The 15,199-nt window shown below is 45.5% G+C and carries 8 protein-coding genes; 5 read left to right on the top strand and 3 right to left on the bottom strand.

Features of this window, described 5'->3' with window-relative positions; all coding sequences use genetic code 11:
• Positions 1-550 precede the first annotated feature (550 nt).
• Positions 551-2,638, bottom strand: a complete 2,088-nt coding sequence (locus NIES2104_RS27745; protein ID WP_059002169.1) for a helix-turn-helix transcriptional regulator — start codon at positions 2,636-2,638, stop codon at positions 551-553.
• Between the two features lie 258 nt (positions 2,639-2,896).
• On the opposite strand from NIES2104_RS27745, the gene NIES2104_RS27740 reads away from it, so the two are divergent.
• Positions 2,897-3,961, top strand: coding sequence for a YhcG family protein (locus NIES2104_RS27740; protein WP_059002168.1), 1,065 nt, complete (start codon positions 2,897-2,899; stop codon positions 3,959-3,961).
• Positions 3,962-4,273: 312 nt separating this feature from the next.
• On the opposite strand, the gene NIES2104_RS27735 is transcribed toward NIES2104_RS27740, so the two are convergent.
• Complete coding sequence (locus NIES2104_RS27735; protein WP_059002167.1) at positions 4,274-4,978, bottom strand: hypothetical protein; 705 nt, start codon at positions 4,976-4,978, stop codon at positions 4,274-4,276.
• A 124-nt stretch (positions 4,979-5,102) separates the two neighbouring features.
• Between NIES2104_RS27735 and NIES2104_RS27730 the strand changes: the two genes are divergently transcribed.
• The 4 genes from NIES2104_RS27730 to NIES2104_RS27715 all read left to right on the top strand — a co-directional run bounded on the left by NIES2104_RS27730 (position 5,103) and on the right by NIES2104_RS27715 (position 10,274).
• Positions 5,103-5,393: a hypothetical protein gene (locus tag NIES2104_RS27730; protein WP_059002166.1), complete on the top strand. Its 291-nt coding sequence runs from the start codon at positions 5,103-5,105 to the stop codon at positions 5,391-5,393.
• Positions 5,394-5,658: 265 nt separating this feature from the next.
• Positions 5,659-6,003, top strand: coding sequence for a DUF6788 family protein (locus tag NIES2104_RS27725; RefSeq protein ID WP_059002165.1), 345 nt, complete (start codon positions 5,659-5,661; stop codon positions 6,001-6,003).
• A gap of 248 nt (positions 6,004-6,251) precedes the next feature.
• Positions 6,252-6,704 carry a hypothetical protein gene (locus tag NIES2104_RS27720; RefSeq protein ID WP_059002164.1) on the top strand — a complete coding sequence of 151 codons (453 nt, stop codon included), beginning with the start codon at positions 6,252-6,254 and terminating at the stop codon, positions 6,702-6,704.
• 99 nt (positions 6,705-6,803) lie between these two features.
• Positions 6,804-10,274, top strand: a complete 3,471-nt coding sequence (locus NIES2104_RS27715) for a hypothetical protein (protein WP_059002163.1) — start codon at positions 6,804-6,806, stop codon at positions 10,272-10,274.
• A gap of 225 nt (positions 10,275-10,499) precedes the next feature.
• On the opposite strand, the gene NIES2104_RS27710 is transcribed toward NIES2104_RS27715, so the two are convergent.
• Positions 10,500-14,765 (bottom strand): NACHT domain-containing NTPase, encoded by a 4,266-nt coding sequence (locus tag NIES2104_RS27710; protein WP_156427119.1) that lies wholly within the window; start codon positions 14,763-14,765, stop codon positions 10,500-10,502.
• Between the last annotated feature and the right edge of the window lie 434 nt (positions 14,766-15,199).

Raw genomic sequence — 15,199 nt, 5'->3', positions numbered from 1 at the left:
TCGAGTCAAATGATGTTGTCTCAGTTCAGATTTTGCTTAAAAGCCTGCACGATGGGAGTTATGGGAGTTCCTAAGCTTCCTGTGGTGATGAGATACGGAGCGAACTGGTCTTAAATCAAGCGTTTCACAAACGGAACTTCCTCAAAAAAGTAGGTGAGTGAATACGGAGCAGTCTGTCTCAAACTCATACAGCAAAATTTAGTGCAACCTAGTGGGTAAAGTGAGTCGATGCGGAGCGGCTTGTCTTATCTAATGTGCTTTCAAAGTCCCGTTATTTAAGGAATCTTGATACAGAATGAGACAGAGTAAAACGGTCTTGCTTCAGAATCGAGTGATAAGCTGCGGGAATCCTTGTCTCATGTCGATCGTGATCGTTGTGCAAGAGCTAATGTACTATTGTGCTAAATGAAATGTGCTTTGTAAGCTAGGTGAGAGCATACGGAGATGCTTGTCTCAAGACAAAAGCGCTGGAATCCTTGAAACATAGGTGATTTGAGCAGACGAAGAACTTAGAGCAAGACAATCATTTGTCTCACGTTAATTCGATAGGTTAGAGACGTAATAGTTTTCGGAGTCTTGCTTCAAGCTCTGGTGTAACCACGCGATCGCCTCGCTCTAATTTGCCAACATAGTCTGCACTGAGATCCAAGAATCCGCCTAACTCTTTGCGGCTCCATTTCTGTTCCTCACGCGCTTTGCGGATCTCTTCTCCAGTCAGTTCTTGCGCTGGGGTAGGGATGATTGCTTTTGGCTTCTTCGCATCTTTGATTCCAGCCAGGAGATGAGGAATGGGATGCGGCGGCTTGATAGTGAGCTTGGCTTGCAGTAAGCGATCGATGACCCGAACCTTTCGCCAATCATTGGGCTTGGGGGCAGTACTGCCCGGTTGTAACCAATCTGGATAAGTTTTAGGGTCAAACTCGATTTGCCACCCTAAACTTAATAGCAGTTCTAACGCTTTGTTCCAGCGATTCTTCAGATCCCGCGCCTTGTGCTTGTCTTGTAAGGCTTTCTCAATTTCAGGTTGAGGTAGCACTTCTTCTAGTAAGCCAACCACCTGATAATCATAAGGATTCTGGTTTCTCACTCGAATGCGAGAATCAAGCGTTAGTTGAATCGCTAATCGAAGCGCCATTTCATTGTGGTACGGGTCAATTCTCAGGATATCTTGAGCGAGATATCCAAATTGATGCAATGCTTCTTTAGCACGGCTTCCAGCGCGGTTGAGGAAATGCTTTGTCCATAGACCAGGACTAACCGTAATGTAAACCTCCTCCGGCTTCTCGATCTTGCTACTCATCCAATCCATCTGTCCATGAATGTCGAGCAGCACATCCCACATTCTACCGATTGGGGTGCTTGCATCTACCTTCTTCTTGCCTCTACCTTCGACCCAGACTGATTTTACAAGCATACAAGACAAAGCATAAGCGGTACTGGCAACTGCATTGCGTTTCTCGGCTAGGGTTGTATTGTGATTTCGATCCCAGCCCAGTAGTTGAACAATATCTGTTGCTTTCAGCGTAAATGTGCTGTTCCACGGCTCATCTTCTTGCATGGTTCGTGCTGCAAAAATAAGCTGTAGCTTGACGGTATCAAAACCGAATTTATTGATGATTTGTTCAGCCGCTTCCCAGGGCATCATCTCGATATCGCCAGGGTTTGTGATGAAGTGTTCGATGTAGTTATTGGGATTCGAGCGGCTACGATACTGAAAAACAGCTAAATCATCAGAGCTTTGCTGCCAGAGATCCGGACGAAGCTGGGCACGAATGCTGCTAGCGATCGGAATCGAGGTTGGAATCACTGTAATTGGATCGAATTCCAGAGAGCGGCTACTGCTAAAAGGAGGACGCTGCCTCAGTCCGAGCAGTTTATCCATTTCTTGTAGCGAACAGTTTGGCAGGTTGAATTCTTGAACGATTTTCTTAGCAATATCTTGGGAATAAACCTGCCCGAAAAAGCCAATTTTTTCTTGCAGTACCTTGGAATCGAGAGCAGTCAATAACTGGCTGATTTCTTCGATCAGTTGATTTTGAGAGAATGCATTCAGAGTTTTTGAACTCAGTTTCTCTTCCAAATGTTCAATCGCCCAGACCACCAAGTTAGCCCCGATCGCTTTGGCAAACTCTTCCCAAAAACCAACGTGGTTAAAGAATTCTGACAACGAGTTTTTCAGGTAAGCCTTGATTCGCTCATCGTCGAAAGCAAGCTCTAGCTTTTTGGTCTGTTGCTTGCGACTCCGATTCAATTTGAAGTGAGGTAGGGTTGTGTCGATCGCATCTATCCCATCACTTTGCAGCGTCGTTTCAACTTTGTATCGATAAACTTTGACTAAATGTTGAAAGAGGAGCGTCGTCACCAATTCTGGCAGCGCAGAATTATCACGCAGAGCTGCGATCAGTCTAGCGAGATAGTCGGCTGTCAAAATCTCACTAGCTAATGAACCCCAATCGCATCCTTGATTTGCCTGGTTAAGAATCTGAGAAACGGCAGGCTCAACCTCTTGTGTGGAGGAAATTACAGATTCTTCGGAACCATTAGCTTCTAGAGTAATGTAGCGCTCACCCTGATCCGGCAAGCGTCCAGGGTCAAAATCGTAAATGCTAGGAATGTCTGAACCGGATGATTTTGTCATAGATCAGCGATCGCAGATATTTTTCCGTCATCATACTACCGATCCGAATAGATGGTATTTCCCGTTGGCTTTTGTTGCTTGGCGCACTGCGATCGCTAATTTTTCTTATGTACAGTGATATTGTACATAAGAAAATACCAGACCTGATAGATTTACAATTGAGTGAAGTCTTTTCTCAAAAAAAAGCTGTGAATTACGATCATCTTCTCGATAATATTGGCTACGTCAATAAAATAAACATTTACTTACTTAATACTCGTGCCTAAACAACGCTCTTCTTTATTGCCAAACGGTTATGACGACTTCTTGCACAATTTGAAAGAGCGGATTCGATCTGCCCAAGTCAGAGCAGCGCTGGCGGTCAATCGTGAGCTAGTCTTACTTTATTGGCAGATTGGTCAACAGATTCGAGAGCGTCAGCAGCGGGATGGATGGGGAGCCAAAGTCATTGAGAAAATCTCTAAAGACCTACAGCAGGAGTTTCCTGAAATCAAGGGCTTCTCTCGATCGAATCTGATGTACATGCGGGCATTTGCCGAGGCATATGAGGGTGAGGAAATCGTCCAACGCTGCGTTGGACAATTACCGTGGCGACACAACATCGCCCTGTTGGAGAAGCTGAAATCGCTGGATATGCGCCTTTGGTACGGTGAAAAGGCGATCGAGAATGGTTGGAGTCGCGATGTTTTGGTTTATCAGATCGAAAGCAAACTGTTCGAGCGACAAGGCGGTGCAATCACGAATTTTGAACGAACTTTACCGAAACCACAGTCTGATTTTGCACAGCAGTTAATCAAAGACCCTTACCACTTAAATTTTTTATCACTAGGCGAAAACCCCCAAGAACGCGAACTAGAGCAAGGTTTGGTGACGCATATTCGGGACTTTTTACTAGAACTAGGAGTTGGATTTTCGTTTGTCGGCAGCCAATATCACCTGGAAGTAGACGGGGATGATTATTACCTTGACTTGCTTTTTTACCATTTGAAACTTCGCTGCTTTATCGTCATTGACTTGAAGATGGTCGAGTTTCAGCCGGAGTTTTCGGGCAAGATGAACTTCTATGTATCTGCGGTTGATGATCTACTACGCCACACTCATGATCAGCCGACGATTGGCATTATCTTATGTAAATCTAAGAGCAAAACCAAAGCAGAGTATGCGCTGCGTAATCTCAATACCCCGATCGCGGTTTCGACCCATCGACTGCCACAACAGCTACAAGAAAGCTTACCTTCAGTTGAACAGCTAGAAATGAAGCTAGAGGCGCTGATTTCAGATATTCAAGAGAGTGCCCAGCAAACCGAGCTTGACCTAAAGTAGATGCGGTTCTTGGATTTGAGTGAAGCTGGAACTCAAATTTTTTCTTATGTACAACTCCATTTCTCAAACTGTACATAAGAAACTTCTGGCTCATAAGCCGATGGGCAGACTAGCTCGCCTCCGTCTCGTGTTTCGATCGCATATGAAACCAAGGCGGAAGGAATTTTCCAAACAGCATCTGGAAAATGTTGATCACCCCTCCGGATGTGGAGTGTGCTGCATCTAAGTAGACAAAGTGAAACGCTATCTGTAATAAACTTGCGTACATAAGAAAGAAAGCTCTGCCGAAAAGTTCTAGCAAAATTGTGTAATTTACTCGCTAGAACTCATTGAGTTGTTATGGACTTCTAGCCCAAATGTCTCAATATCTGCGCTTGCCAGAGAAAGCGCCTCAGCTAATGCTGCTTGTGCAAGCTGTAGCTGCTCCCGAATGGCAATCAAACGATTCATTCGCGCGATGCCTTTTCGAGCTTCATGATTACGTGGGTCATCATCGCGACTCAGGTGAATCATTCGCACCTCGTGGTCTTCCTGAGCAGGAGCGAACATAGCACGCTCCGCCATTAGCTTGTTGTACGGGTAGCTTCCATACCCACGATGCACCCAGTAGCGGTGAGCAAACGTCCCTTCTGGAGGAATGTATGTTCCTTCAAATTGAGCGATCTGGGTTTGAAGTTGCGCGATCGCGTCAGTCAATTGCTCGAACGTGGCATCAGGAATATAGTTTGCAGGGGTTTGAGGACAACCACGCTGCATCAACATTTCGAGTGCAATCTGCCGCCGAGTCGTCCGCCAAATCTCACGTTGACGCGCTTGCTCTTGCTGGAGTCGCTGCGATCGCCGTTGTGCCCTCTCTTGTTCGATTTGCCGAACGCGAACTAATTCGATTTCCTCATCAGGTGTAAGGCGAGTGGCTCGACCGCAAGTGGCGTAGTTAGGACAGTCTCCTGGCTCCAAACCTGGCTGGAGCAGCATCGAAGCGCAGTTGAACCCGAAACCGCAAACTTTCTTTGGCATAAGCGATCGCTCAAATTGCTCTCAATAGTTCTAGCATATACATTAATTAATTCTGCTAGAACTTTGCCCAATATCAATGATTTTGATAGTATTTTGGTTCTAAAGGATTAATGGAGATCAGAGCATGTTTCGACCAGAGATGTACCAGCAAGAGGAAGCGGATCAAGCCGTTCTGATTCACGTCACGCTTAGAGAAATGGAGATGTTGCGCTTTATCGAGCAGCAAGCTGACATTTCTCCAGCAGACCTGATTGAAGCTTTCATCGGCGATTTGTGCTGTTCATGGCGCAATGGTGGATCAGACGAACGAATGAAAGCCTTCGATTGGTTTCGCAGACGCGGCTATACCGACGACTACGAGAGTACGAATGCGTTCTTCTGGAAAGAATCGATCGAAGCGGCTGATCAGAACTGATTGCGTCGCCTGACTTTGTTTGAAGCTATAAGAATTTAGCTCCCTGGAGATGACGCAGATTCAATTTCTGCAAATTTCTTATGTACAAAGCTGATACTACGGTTTATACATAAGATAAGATTTAATCGATTGGGTGCAATTGGGGACTGCAATCGTCCTACAATAAGCAAAAGTTTCTTATGTACGTTCTTGAGATTCTTATGTAAAACGAATCGAAAGGCGGTGTTATCTATACATAAGAAGTCGGCTTCTGTACATAAGAATCATGTCGAAACAGCCATCCCTTTCTCAGATTCGTGCAGCTTTCCGCAAGCTTACCTTGAAGCAGGCAAAAGAATTACGCCGTGAATTAGAGAAGGTGATCCAGGAATTAGAGGAGCAACCAGAGACAATCGCGCCAGATCCTCGCAAGGGGCGAGAAGTTATTGAGGTGCAGCGGATAGACGATCGCCTTTACCAGCTAGAACAAGTGCGTTGTGGAAAAGCAAAGTGCAAGTGTGCAGGCGTGGAGGGAGAACTACACGGACCCTACTGGTATGCTTACTGGCGCGAAGATGGAAAGCTTAAGAGTCGTTATGTCGGTAAGAAACTTCCTAGTACGTCCAGTTAAGTTCGACTTCTCAGTTTCTTATGTACGCAGACATCTTTTATCTGTACATAAGAAATTCAGGTGAAGAAAATAAATCTTTTGCCTAGCAGAGATTCTGTCAGTCCAGAACTACATTGAGCATTAAGAAATTCTGAATTCTGCTGTTTGAGCTTGGTGCTGTCGATATTTGCGTTAAACTTCAGGTTTACCGAGCCTTCATGTTTCGCTTTTGACCTTCTCGATCTCTGTAATTATCTAGGAGTGAGTGTATGGATTTCGCGACGCTAACTGCATTCCTTAGCCCTTTTCTGCCACAACTGCTAGATCTAGGGACTAAAACAGCAGCAGGTGCAGCTACAAAGGTTGGAGAAACAGCAGGCACAAAACTAACTGAGAATGCTTTCAACAAAGCCAAAGCACTTTGGGAGAAGTTATTTCCCAAAGTGGCGGTAAAGGCATCTGCTCAAGAAGCAGTGCAAGATGTAGCAAATAATCCTGATGATCCTGATTTTCAGAGTGTACTGCGAGTGCAGCTCAAGAAGATTTTAGAGGCTGATGCAGCGTTGGCAGAAGTAGTCTTTCAAATTCTGGAAGAGAAGGCTCCTGATGGTACATCTGGAGTACAAATTGTTCAAACTGTCGTTGGCAACCAGAATCAGATGATTGGACAGATGACGGGTGGTAAGTTGCTTGGAAACGTCACGGGCGACGTGAATCTGTAGAATTCGTCGAGCGCTAAATTGCTTGTGCTTCGATTGAAGCTAAAAGACGACTACACAATTGCTCTATGAAAATCTGTCGCCCCTGTTGTTAGCTAAAATATGACGAGAAGACGATCGAGTTCCTGGCTACGACGACTGAAATCCTGGTTTGTAAGACGACTTTACCGATTAAAGCGTTGGTTGCGAAAAAGTGGACAGCAGCAGAAGCAACCCCGCACTCAAACACAGATTCAGCAGACCACACACGGTCAACACAATCAAATGATTGCACGAATGTCAGGTGGGATTGCGATCGCTCACATTGATCGACTTGTCCAAAATTTTCACGCGCCGCCTCAAGAGACTCTGACACTCGAAGCTTTCTGGGCAAACTGGTCGCAAGAGACAGACCCGCCATTTAGCTCAAGCTTGATTATCGGCGGACGTGAGCGACCCCGCACTCAACTTATCGAATGGTTAAGAGGACAGCCAGCAGCACAAACATTGCATGGAGATACTCCAGAAGAAGCGATCGCGTTCTTAACTGCTGTGATTCAAAGCTTAGACAGCGCAGAACGGGCAGAAGCCTTGTCGCGTGGAATTGTTGTGAGCGGAACAGCCTCCTGGCAACAACTGATTACTGCAACTGAACCTCTAATCTTGATCGCACATCTAGAGCAGCCAGAAGGGATTGGACACGCTATCCAGAACGGTCACCATGTCTTTGTTCCGTTAGGGCAGTTTGGCTCGAATGGCAATTCGCTACCAAGAATTGTACGCGATGCAGCAGAGCTAGCGTTGCGAGAAATGGGTTTGAGCCGAGATCGAGCCATTAATCTCGCAACGCTAGCTCGAAGAAGCTTGTCAGCACTTCGCCGTAAATTAGCGATCACTCAAAATATTCAGCAGCCAGCATGGGCACGAGGAAACACTGCATGTGAATTGCTTGCACCATTACTGGCAGGGGCATGGAGTGAGGCAAAGGAGGGCGATCGTCAAGCGCTGTCACAGCTATCGGGAATGCCGTATGAGCAACTTCAATCAATTCTTGTTCATTGGTCAAACGAACCTGATCCACCTGTTCGACGGGTCGGAGAGATTTGGATGATTGCTGCTCAAGAGGATGCTTGGCGGCTGATTGCCCGGTATCTAACCAATGACGATTTACAGCGTTTCGAGACGGTTGTGATCGAGATTTTAAGCGAACTTGATCCCGCATATGAACTTCCACCTGAACAACGCTATGCGGCAAGTATCTATGGCAAAGTTCATACCCACTCTGGACATCTTCGAGAAAGTATTACAGGAACACTCGCGCTGATGGCATCTCTCAGTCCTGAGATCTCTTTCACTGCAAGTAGGTTGGGTGAGGAGGTCGCACGAACTGTTGTTTGGCAATTAACGGAAAGAGCAAAAGGAAATGGAAGACTGTGGGCATCGATCGCGCATCAACTTCCGCTTTTAGCAGAAGCAGCCCCTGGTATTTTCTCAAAAGCGATTGATGCCGATTTAACAATCAAAACTTCAGCTTTGGTTGAGCTATTTCAAGACAAAGCCTCAGATGCTGCCTGGATGACTTCTTCACCCCATACAGGGTTACTCTGGGCACTGGAGACGCTCGCTTGGCATCCTGAGTATCTTAGCTCAGCAGCATTGAATCTGGCGCGTTTAGTGAGGCTAGATCCGGGGGGTCGGCTTGCGAATCGACCTGCTCAAAGCCTTCGAGAAATTTTTATCTGCTGGAGTCCTCACACGACTGCATCCCTCGAAAGTCGCATTCGTGTGCTTGATACTATTCGGAGACGAGAACCAGATGTCGCTTGGAGCCTTTTAGTTAAACTTCTACCCAAGCGGCACGACTCAGCCTCTCCGACTCATGGAACACTCTGGCGTGATTGGGTTCCTGACAAACGATCGCGCGTTTCAGATCAAGAGTATATTGCGGCAACGAATGCAGTGCTGGATTGCCTGCTTTCTGATGCTGGAACTGATAGTACTCGCTGGTGCTGCTTAATCAACGCGATCGCGACAATGACTGACGAACAGCAGATGTCTTTGCTACGCCACCTGGAATTACTTGAACCTCAACAATTCTCCCCGGAAGCACGGGCTGAGTTGTGTGATTGTCTGCGGCATGAAGCAATTCGACATCGAAATTTTCCTGATGCTGACTGGTCGATCGCGCCTGATCGGGTTGAACAATTAGAAAATATTTACGCTCGGTTTGAACCTGTTGATTTAATCGATCTCCATCTTTGGCGATTCAAACGGGGCGTAGAAATACCCAGAATGCTTGATACTTCTTGGGAAAAGCGAGAAGCAGCAATCTTGAACTTGCGAGTGGAAGCAGTACAAGAAATTCTTGAGGGACAAGGATGGGATGGAGTTTTACGATTATCAGAGCAAGCGCAAGAACCATCCTTCATTGGTGAAGTCCTAGCAAAATTTGATTTACTGCCAATCGACCTACACCTGTTTCTCAAGCAGAATCTTTCGATTGACTCATGGCGTAGCCAGATGGTGCGAAGTTTTGTCGCAATTAGTGCTTACAAATATAAACCGCAATGGATTGAAAATTGTGTAGAGACTGGACGAAAATCTTGGACATCTGAACAATGCGGAGAGTTTCTACTTTATTTACCCTTTAACGTTGCTGTAATGGATCAGCTTGATGATTCAGATGAAGTGGTTCAACGCTATTTTTGGTGTCGTACACAAGTTGTCTGTCTGCTCGATCCAATTCAATTCGAGCGGATGCTGACGCAGCTTCTCAAATTTGAAAGACCTCATTTCGCAGTTCGCGCCATTGAATGGACTGTTGAGCAGTCACCTGAAGCCGTCTCACCAGAGCGGATTGCTGAAGTTCTTGAACTAGCGATTCAGACCCCTCCGGATTCGACTTTCGATCCTTCTGCTTTCGCTTACGATTCTGCTGAACTGTTGAACTATCTTGAAAAAACAGATCTACCGCACGATCGTCTCGTTCAACTAGAGTGGTTGTACCTCCGCGTTCATGAGCATTATCGTCGCCCGAATACGCTGTACGCAGAATTGTCTAGCAGTCCGGCTCTTTTCATTGAAGCAATTCAGTATATCTTTCGCGCGGAGAACGATCTGCCAACTGAACTCTCTGATAATGCCAAAGCTCTTGCCAATTTAGCTTGGGAGTTTTTGGAGTCATGGCAACAAATGCCGGGAGTTCAAGCAGATAGCTCAGTAGATGCCGAAGCGCTCCGAGATTGGGTCATGCAGGCAAGGAATTTAGCTAATCAGTGCAATCGAGGCAAAGTGGCAGACCTGTACATTGGACATGCACTTGCTTTTTCTCCGATTGATCCTGATGGAGCTTGGCCTCATCAATCTGTGCGTGAGCTAATTGAAGAACTAGAAAGTTCAGAAACAGTGCGACAGACGACGGCGGGTGGTGAGCAAGAACGTATACTCGTGGAAAAATATCAGAATTATGCAAAACAAGTTGTCGATCAATATCCACGCACAGCGACCGTGCTTCGAGGCATTGCGGAAGGGTATACTCAGGATGCTGCTCGTGAAGATCGACAGGCAGAGCTAACTCAAGACTTCTGGCGATGAGAACAAGGTTTGAGGCAGATTCGTATTTTGAGAAGACTGAGGCATAAGGGGTATGGAAGTTATAGATTATAGAGAACTGTCTCTGCTGCTTGTCAAATTAGATTTTTAAGCTATTTCTGTTTATGCAAAGGCTTGACTCAAATAGTGTGCTAGTCATCGAAGGTTGAAGGGATACGATCGTTAATTAGAAACAAGACTACATTCAAGGCTTGCAATTTCATTATCTCATCGTAATGCTGTATTCAGAACGTAAGCACAGACTGATTTGTTTGATGAAGATAAGTTCTCAGCTTGAGCTTTGAACTGTTCCTTTGCAATCTCCAAGGAGATCTTAGGAGCGTGCTTTTTCCGCGTGTCTCGATCGTCCCATTGTTTGCAGCTAAACCAACCTATTAGATACAGACCATGCGAGCAAGCATTATCCGCAAGATATCGTTCGGCGAGCTGATTCTGCATTGCAGTTTGAATGTCGCGATGCCAGCATCCTTTGACTTCAATGATTACTGTGATTGAGTCATAGATCTCGCCATTGGGTCGTTTGAGAACAGCATCGACGTGAATATCCGTTCTCTCTCCAATATTGCTTCCGTAATTTCGTCTGAGTTCTACCTCTCGGTTGACAATAATACCTCTTGATTTCAAATCGCGGTCAAAAAACCGTTTTACGTAATCCGAGAACGCATTTTCATCAATCGGCTTGAAAACTTGGGCACGAGCTTGAGTTTTGTCCCATAAATCTCTAGCCGCAGGCGTTTCACCTTGGAGTTCCAATTCAAGACGCTGGAGTGACTCAATCAAGACCTTGAGCAATTGCTGACCATTCTGGACAAGGCGGCGATCGTGATCTGCAACGAGCTGAAGAATCTCTTCTGGTTGAGGCGGATTCCAACTCTTACGACGAGCAGTAATTTCAGCTTCAAGTAAGCGCCATTTAAGCAGATCTTTCTGCGCTGGAAGTTCACGCATGATTCTGCGGAGGGCTTCACACGCTTCGGGCGTTCCCCGTTGTTGCAGTCGCGCAGGAATATAATTTTTCCACATTCTGATGCTGTCTTCAGCTTCGATCGAGTAGGCTTCTAGTCCTTCAAGTTCTGTATCTTCAGTAGTTGCTTGCGGTTGAGGATCTGGATAATGCTCAACTAAGTAGAGATATAAGTCAGCAATATAATCCTCGCGGAGTCGACTCTCAATGTTGCCTTGAAATGCGTTCGCGAACGTCACTGATTCCAAAACGGCTTTGGCATATTCAGTATCACTTTGAATTGCTTGCCATACAAGTGACCAGCTTTCATTATTGCCATACAGCATCAATACTGCGGCTGCAACGATCGCTATTTCTCGCGCTTTTCCCACTGTTGGAGGTGGAGTAGAAATTTGCGCTTTTGCAAAAGCTTTCGCTGCTTCAACTTTTTTAGCTAAAAGCAGTTTCAGGAGTGTCTTGACACTCTTAGCGGTAAGTCGATCGTCTTGTAGCTTGTGAACCAGAACACTTTGGAGTTGATCATCCCGAATATACGCTACTTGATTAACGATATAGATGTCACCGTGCTGCACATTCTCCTGATCCAACAGTATTAGGAGGCGATTAATAAATTCATCTGGTGCATTTTGGTAGGCGAAAGATAGTAAAGGCTCCCGGTGTTCCTTATTTCTACTATCGCTAGCATTGGGATAGTCAAGAATGATTCCTGTCCATTTTCTCCAAACTTCAGCAGAAATGTGTTGAATATGGTCAGGCTCTTTTTCGAGAATTAGGCGTAATGCCTTGTATCCAGCAAGCACTAAGGATTGGAAGGAATTTGTGCCAAACCAAGTATCAGTTTCAGGGTCTACACCAATAATATACTGTTTTGCTGCCGCGACGATTCTTTGTTGAGTTGAGTCGTCTGCTTCTTTCCAACCTGGAAGTGACGTAATATCCGATGCCCATTCATTGCCATAATGTTGGCTTGTAGGTGTGAGAGTCATTTCGCGACACAAGCGCCACCATGCCTCTATCTGACCACGTTCAAATTCTGCTAATTGAATCAAAACCCGCTCTTGAGGTGATGGCTCCAGTGTAAATATTGCGGATTTTTCAGCACAAGTTGCACTTTGCTCACGCAAATATTCTGCCTTTGCAGCCTCAGCCTCTAATGAGTTAAGTTCCACTGCCGCCAGAAAGAATGAGAACTCTGCCCTCAAAGCAGGAAGGGTTTCACTTGCACGGATCACTTCGCTGATTTGCGCTGTATTGCTCCAGTCTAGCTTTAAGCGCACTAACCATGCGTAGATTTTTTGTACCCGTTCAAGCTCTGAATTTTGGATCTTCTCAATTAACCAGTCGAAATCCTGTTTCAGAGGAGTCACACGACTATAAATGCTCGTTCCAGCTAGGAATCTTGGAGGTTCCTCTGAATTAGGAATCAGAGCAATAATTGCTTCGAGCAAACGACGGCGCTTCGTATCATCTGCTGCTAATAATTCGATGAATTCAATTCCAGTGATATTATCGATAACCTGTTTGTATTCTTGAATCCGCAGTAAGACGATTTTGGCGAAGCCCTCTAGAATGGCTTGATCTTCAAGACGTTGCCAAGCGTTAAACAAGATTCGATCTGACAATCGATTGAATGGATATTTCGCATCGCATAAAGCAGGTTGCTCTCCTAACCAGGTTAGTGCAGCTAGTAAATCGGTTGTTTGGAGGGATTCTGCAAACTCTTTCGCTAAGAAGTCTTGATAGACTCCGCCAATAATGTTTGACTGAGGTTGGGTTAGACTCTCTAAAACTCCGATCGCGGTTAAATGATTTGGGTAAACCATCCGTAGCGATCGTCCTTTCAATTCATCGTCAAGGTCATCAGGCGATCGAGCGATCGCAAGTGGAATCAGTCGCGCTTTCGTCGAATCGTCAGCTAATGATTCCAGTGCCTGTAGAGCTTCTGTTCTGACTCGATAAGATTGTTGAGAATCAAGGGCAACATTTGCAAGGCAATCTTGAACTGCTTGCACCTCGCACGCTTCTGCGATTTCAATTGCAACAACTCGCGATAGTTCACTTTTGCTTGAATCTTCGATATAGGCTCTCAGCAGCAAAGCTAAGCCAGCGTAGTTCCATCGTTTGTAGGGTGAAAACTTAGGCAAATAGGGACGATACGCCAGCTTATCTCGATTGTACAGAGTTAGCAGAGACTCAAGAACGTCCCGTTTCGTGGATGGATTTTCTACAGTGATTTCGCTTTGCACTAAAACATCAGGATCAGTTTCAATCAAGCTTTGAAAGACTTGTGGATCTAAACTAGCAAGCCAACCCGATGTCTCATGCAGTTGGGGAATGACTCTTTTATCTGAGAGAGTCATCAGACTCAGCATCTGATCGAGAGATAAACCATGTTGAGCTAAATACCACGCCGCTAAAAATTCAGCATAAGACTGATGTGCCCATCCGATTCGGCTCTCACCGCGAGAAGAAAACAGCCCAGTATCAAGCACTTCACGAACAATGAGATTTGTAACCGCGATCGTCTTCTGGTTGACTGTCTCGCTTCCTAAACACAACTGCTCTAGCAAAATATCTTCATCATCAGCCTCGCTCAAATTCCCGGTCCAGATACTGGATTTTCTAGCGAAGACAGTTACAGCAGCAATACGAGCCGCTACGATCAATCGTGACTCAACATCAGTACGATTTGTTCTTGTCCCTGGATGATAGTCTTGATCTCTTTGCTCTTCACACAGAATTCTGCAACCCTGAAGGTAGAGATCGGTTAATTCTTGGGGAAATTGTTCATTGTTTTTCTGGAAAATGCGAATCAAAAATGCTAGTGTTACTGGCTTAATCGCAAATGGGACAACTCCCTTTTGCTCGACTGCTGCTAAAAAACTGCTGCTATCTAGGTTACGAGCGGCGGCGGCTACTCCGACATCGATTCGCCGAAGCGGAACTAACTCATAAACTTGCACATCTTTTTCCCAGAGTCGCTCTAGCCCTTCTTCTAAGCCCTTTGGAAAAACAGCAGTGCGGCAAGCAATCCGAAAATGGAGACGATCGAGATGCTTACAATACTCTTCTCGACTGAGTTCTTCGATTAACAGAATTGAGAGCGCCTCAATTTTCAATAAACCTTCATCAAGGCTATCGAGAAAGAGATGCAGTTGATGTGTGCCGTTTAACCATTCTAGAAAGACCCTTGATTCAAATAGACCTCGGATTAGTCGATCTTCGCTGCTGTAGGCTCGAAGATCGATCGGTAAAAGCTGGTCGCATGGATTCGCAATTGATCGAGTGTGAGTTCTCAGGTTTTCTAATTCCTTCGATTTACCCATTCCAGGTTCACCGAGTAAAACCAAGCAGCGCATCTCAGCCATCGCGTCAAGACTGATCAGCGTTGAATTACAGTACCTACCCCAGTCAGAGTCGGGATCGGTGAGATACCCGCGATCGCTCAGATCGAACTGACTTGAACGCGAGCACCAAAACCGTTTCCAGCCGTAGATTTGCCCTACCATAAAATCAAAATTTCTTGAATCGCCTAACTCCTTCTGTAGGATAACGCCTTCGAGCATTGTGACGACATCGTTTGTATAGAAACAAATTTATGCCAATGCTAGTACTTTAAACAGAATCAGTCCCATCTATTTAACATGGAGACTTTTAGCGAAGCCTGCGACGAGGCGACAACGAACTAAGAAGCTAAAGGAAGACTGGATCGTTCTGAATTATGAAGGAGTCGAACGCACATTCGTCGCTGTTTGGTTAAGTTGGGTTCAGTAGGTTTAATCTCAATCAATTAGGCGGCTTCTATGACAGTAATGCTGTGATTCCAGGATGAGTTTAATTAACTGCGATCGTCGTTTGTGATCGCAGCGCGTAAAGTCGATGCGGTTGCAGCGATTCACGGCAAAGCTACTCAGAAAGCGCAAGAGCAAATTAAGCAATTCGA

The organism is Leptolyngbya sp. NIES-2104 (assembly GCF_001485215.1).
GTDB lineage: Bacteria > Cyanobacteriota > Cyanobacteriia > Leptolyngbyales > Leptolyngbyaceae > Leptolyngbya.
This window is presented reverse-complemented; position numbering and strand designations above follow the sequence as displayed.

What these genes read in the sequence shown, in the direction of transcription:
- NIES2104_RS27745 (WP_059002169.1), bottom strand. Translation starts at nt 2,638, where the DNA reads ATGACAAAATCATCCGGTTCAGACATTCCTAGCATTTACGATTTTGAC.
- NIES2104_RS27735 (WP_059002167.1), bottom strand. Translation starts at nt 4,978, where the DNA reads ATGCCAAAGAAAGTTTGCGGTTTCGGGTTCAACTGCGCTTCGATGCTG.
- NIES2104_RS27730 (WP_059002166.1), top strand. Translation starts at nt 5,103, where the DNA reads ATGTTTCGACCAGAGATGTACCAGCAAGAGGAAGCGGATCAAGCCGTT.
- NIES2104_RS27725 (WP_059002165.1), top strand. Translation starts at nt 5,659, where the DNA reads ATGTCGAAACAGCCATCCCTTTCTCAGATTCGTGCAGCTTTCCGCAAG.
- NIES2104_RS27720 (WP_059002164.1), top strand. Translation starts at nt 6,252, where the DNA reads ATGGATTTCGCGACGCTAACTGCATTCCTTAGCCCTTTTCTGCCACAA.
- NIES2104_RS27715 (WP_059002163.1), top strand. Translation starts at nt 6,804, where the DNA reads ATGACGAGAAGACGATCGAGTTCCTGGCTACGACGACTGAAATCCTGG.
- NIES2104_RS27710 (WP_156427119.1), bottom strand. Translation starts at nt 14,765, where the DNA reads ATGGTAGGGCAAATCTACGGCTGGAAACGGTTTTGGTGCTCGCGTTCA.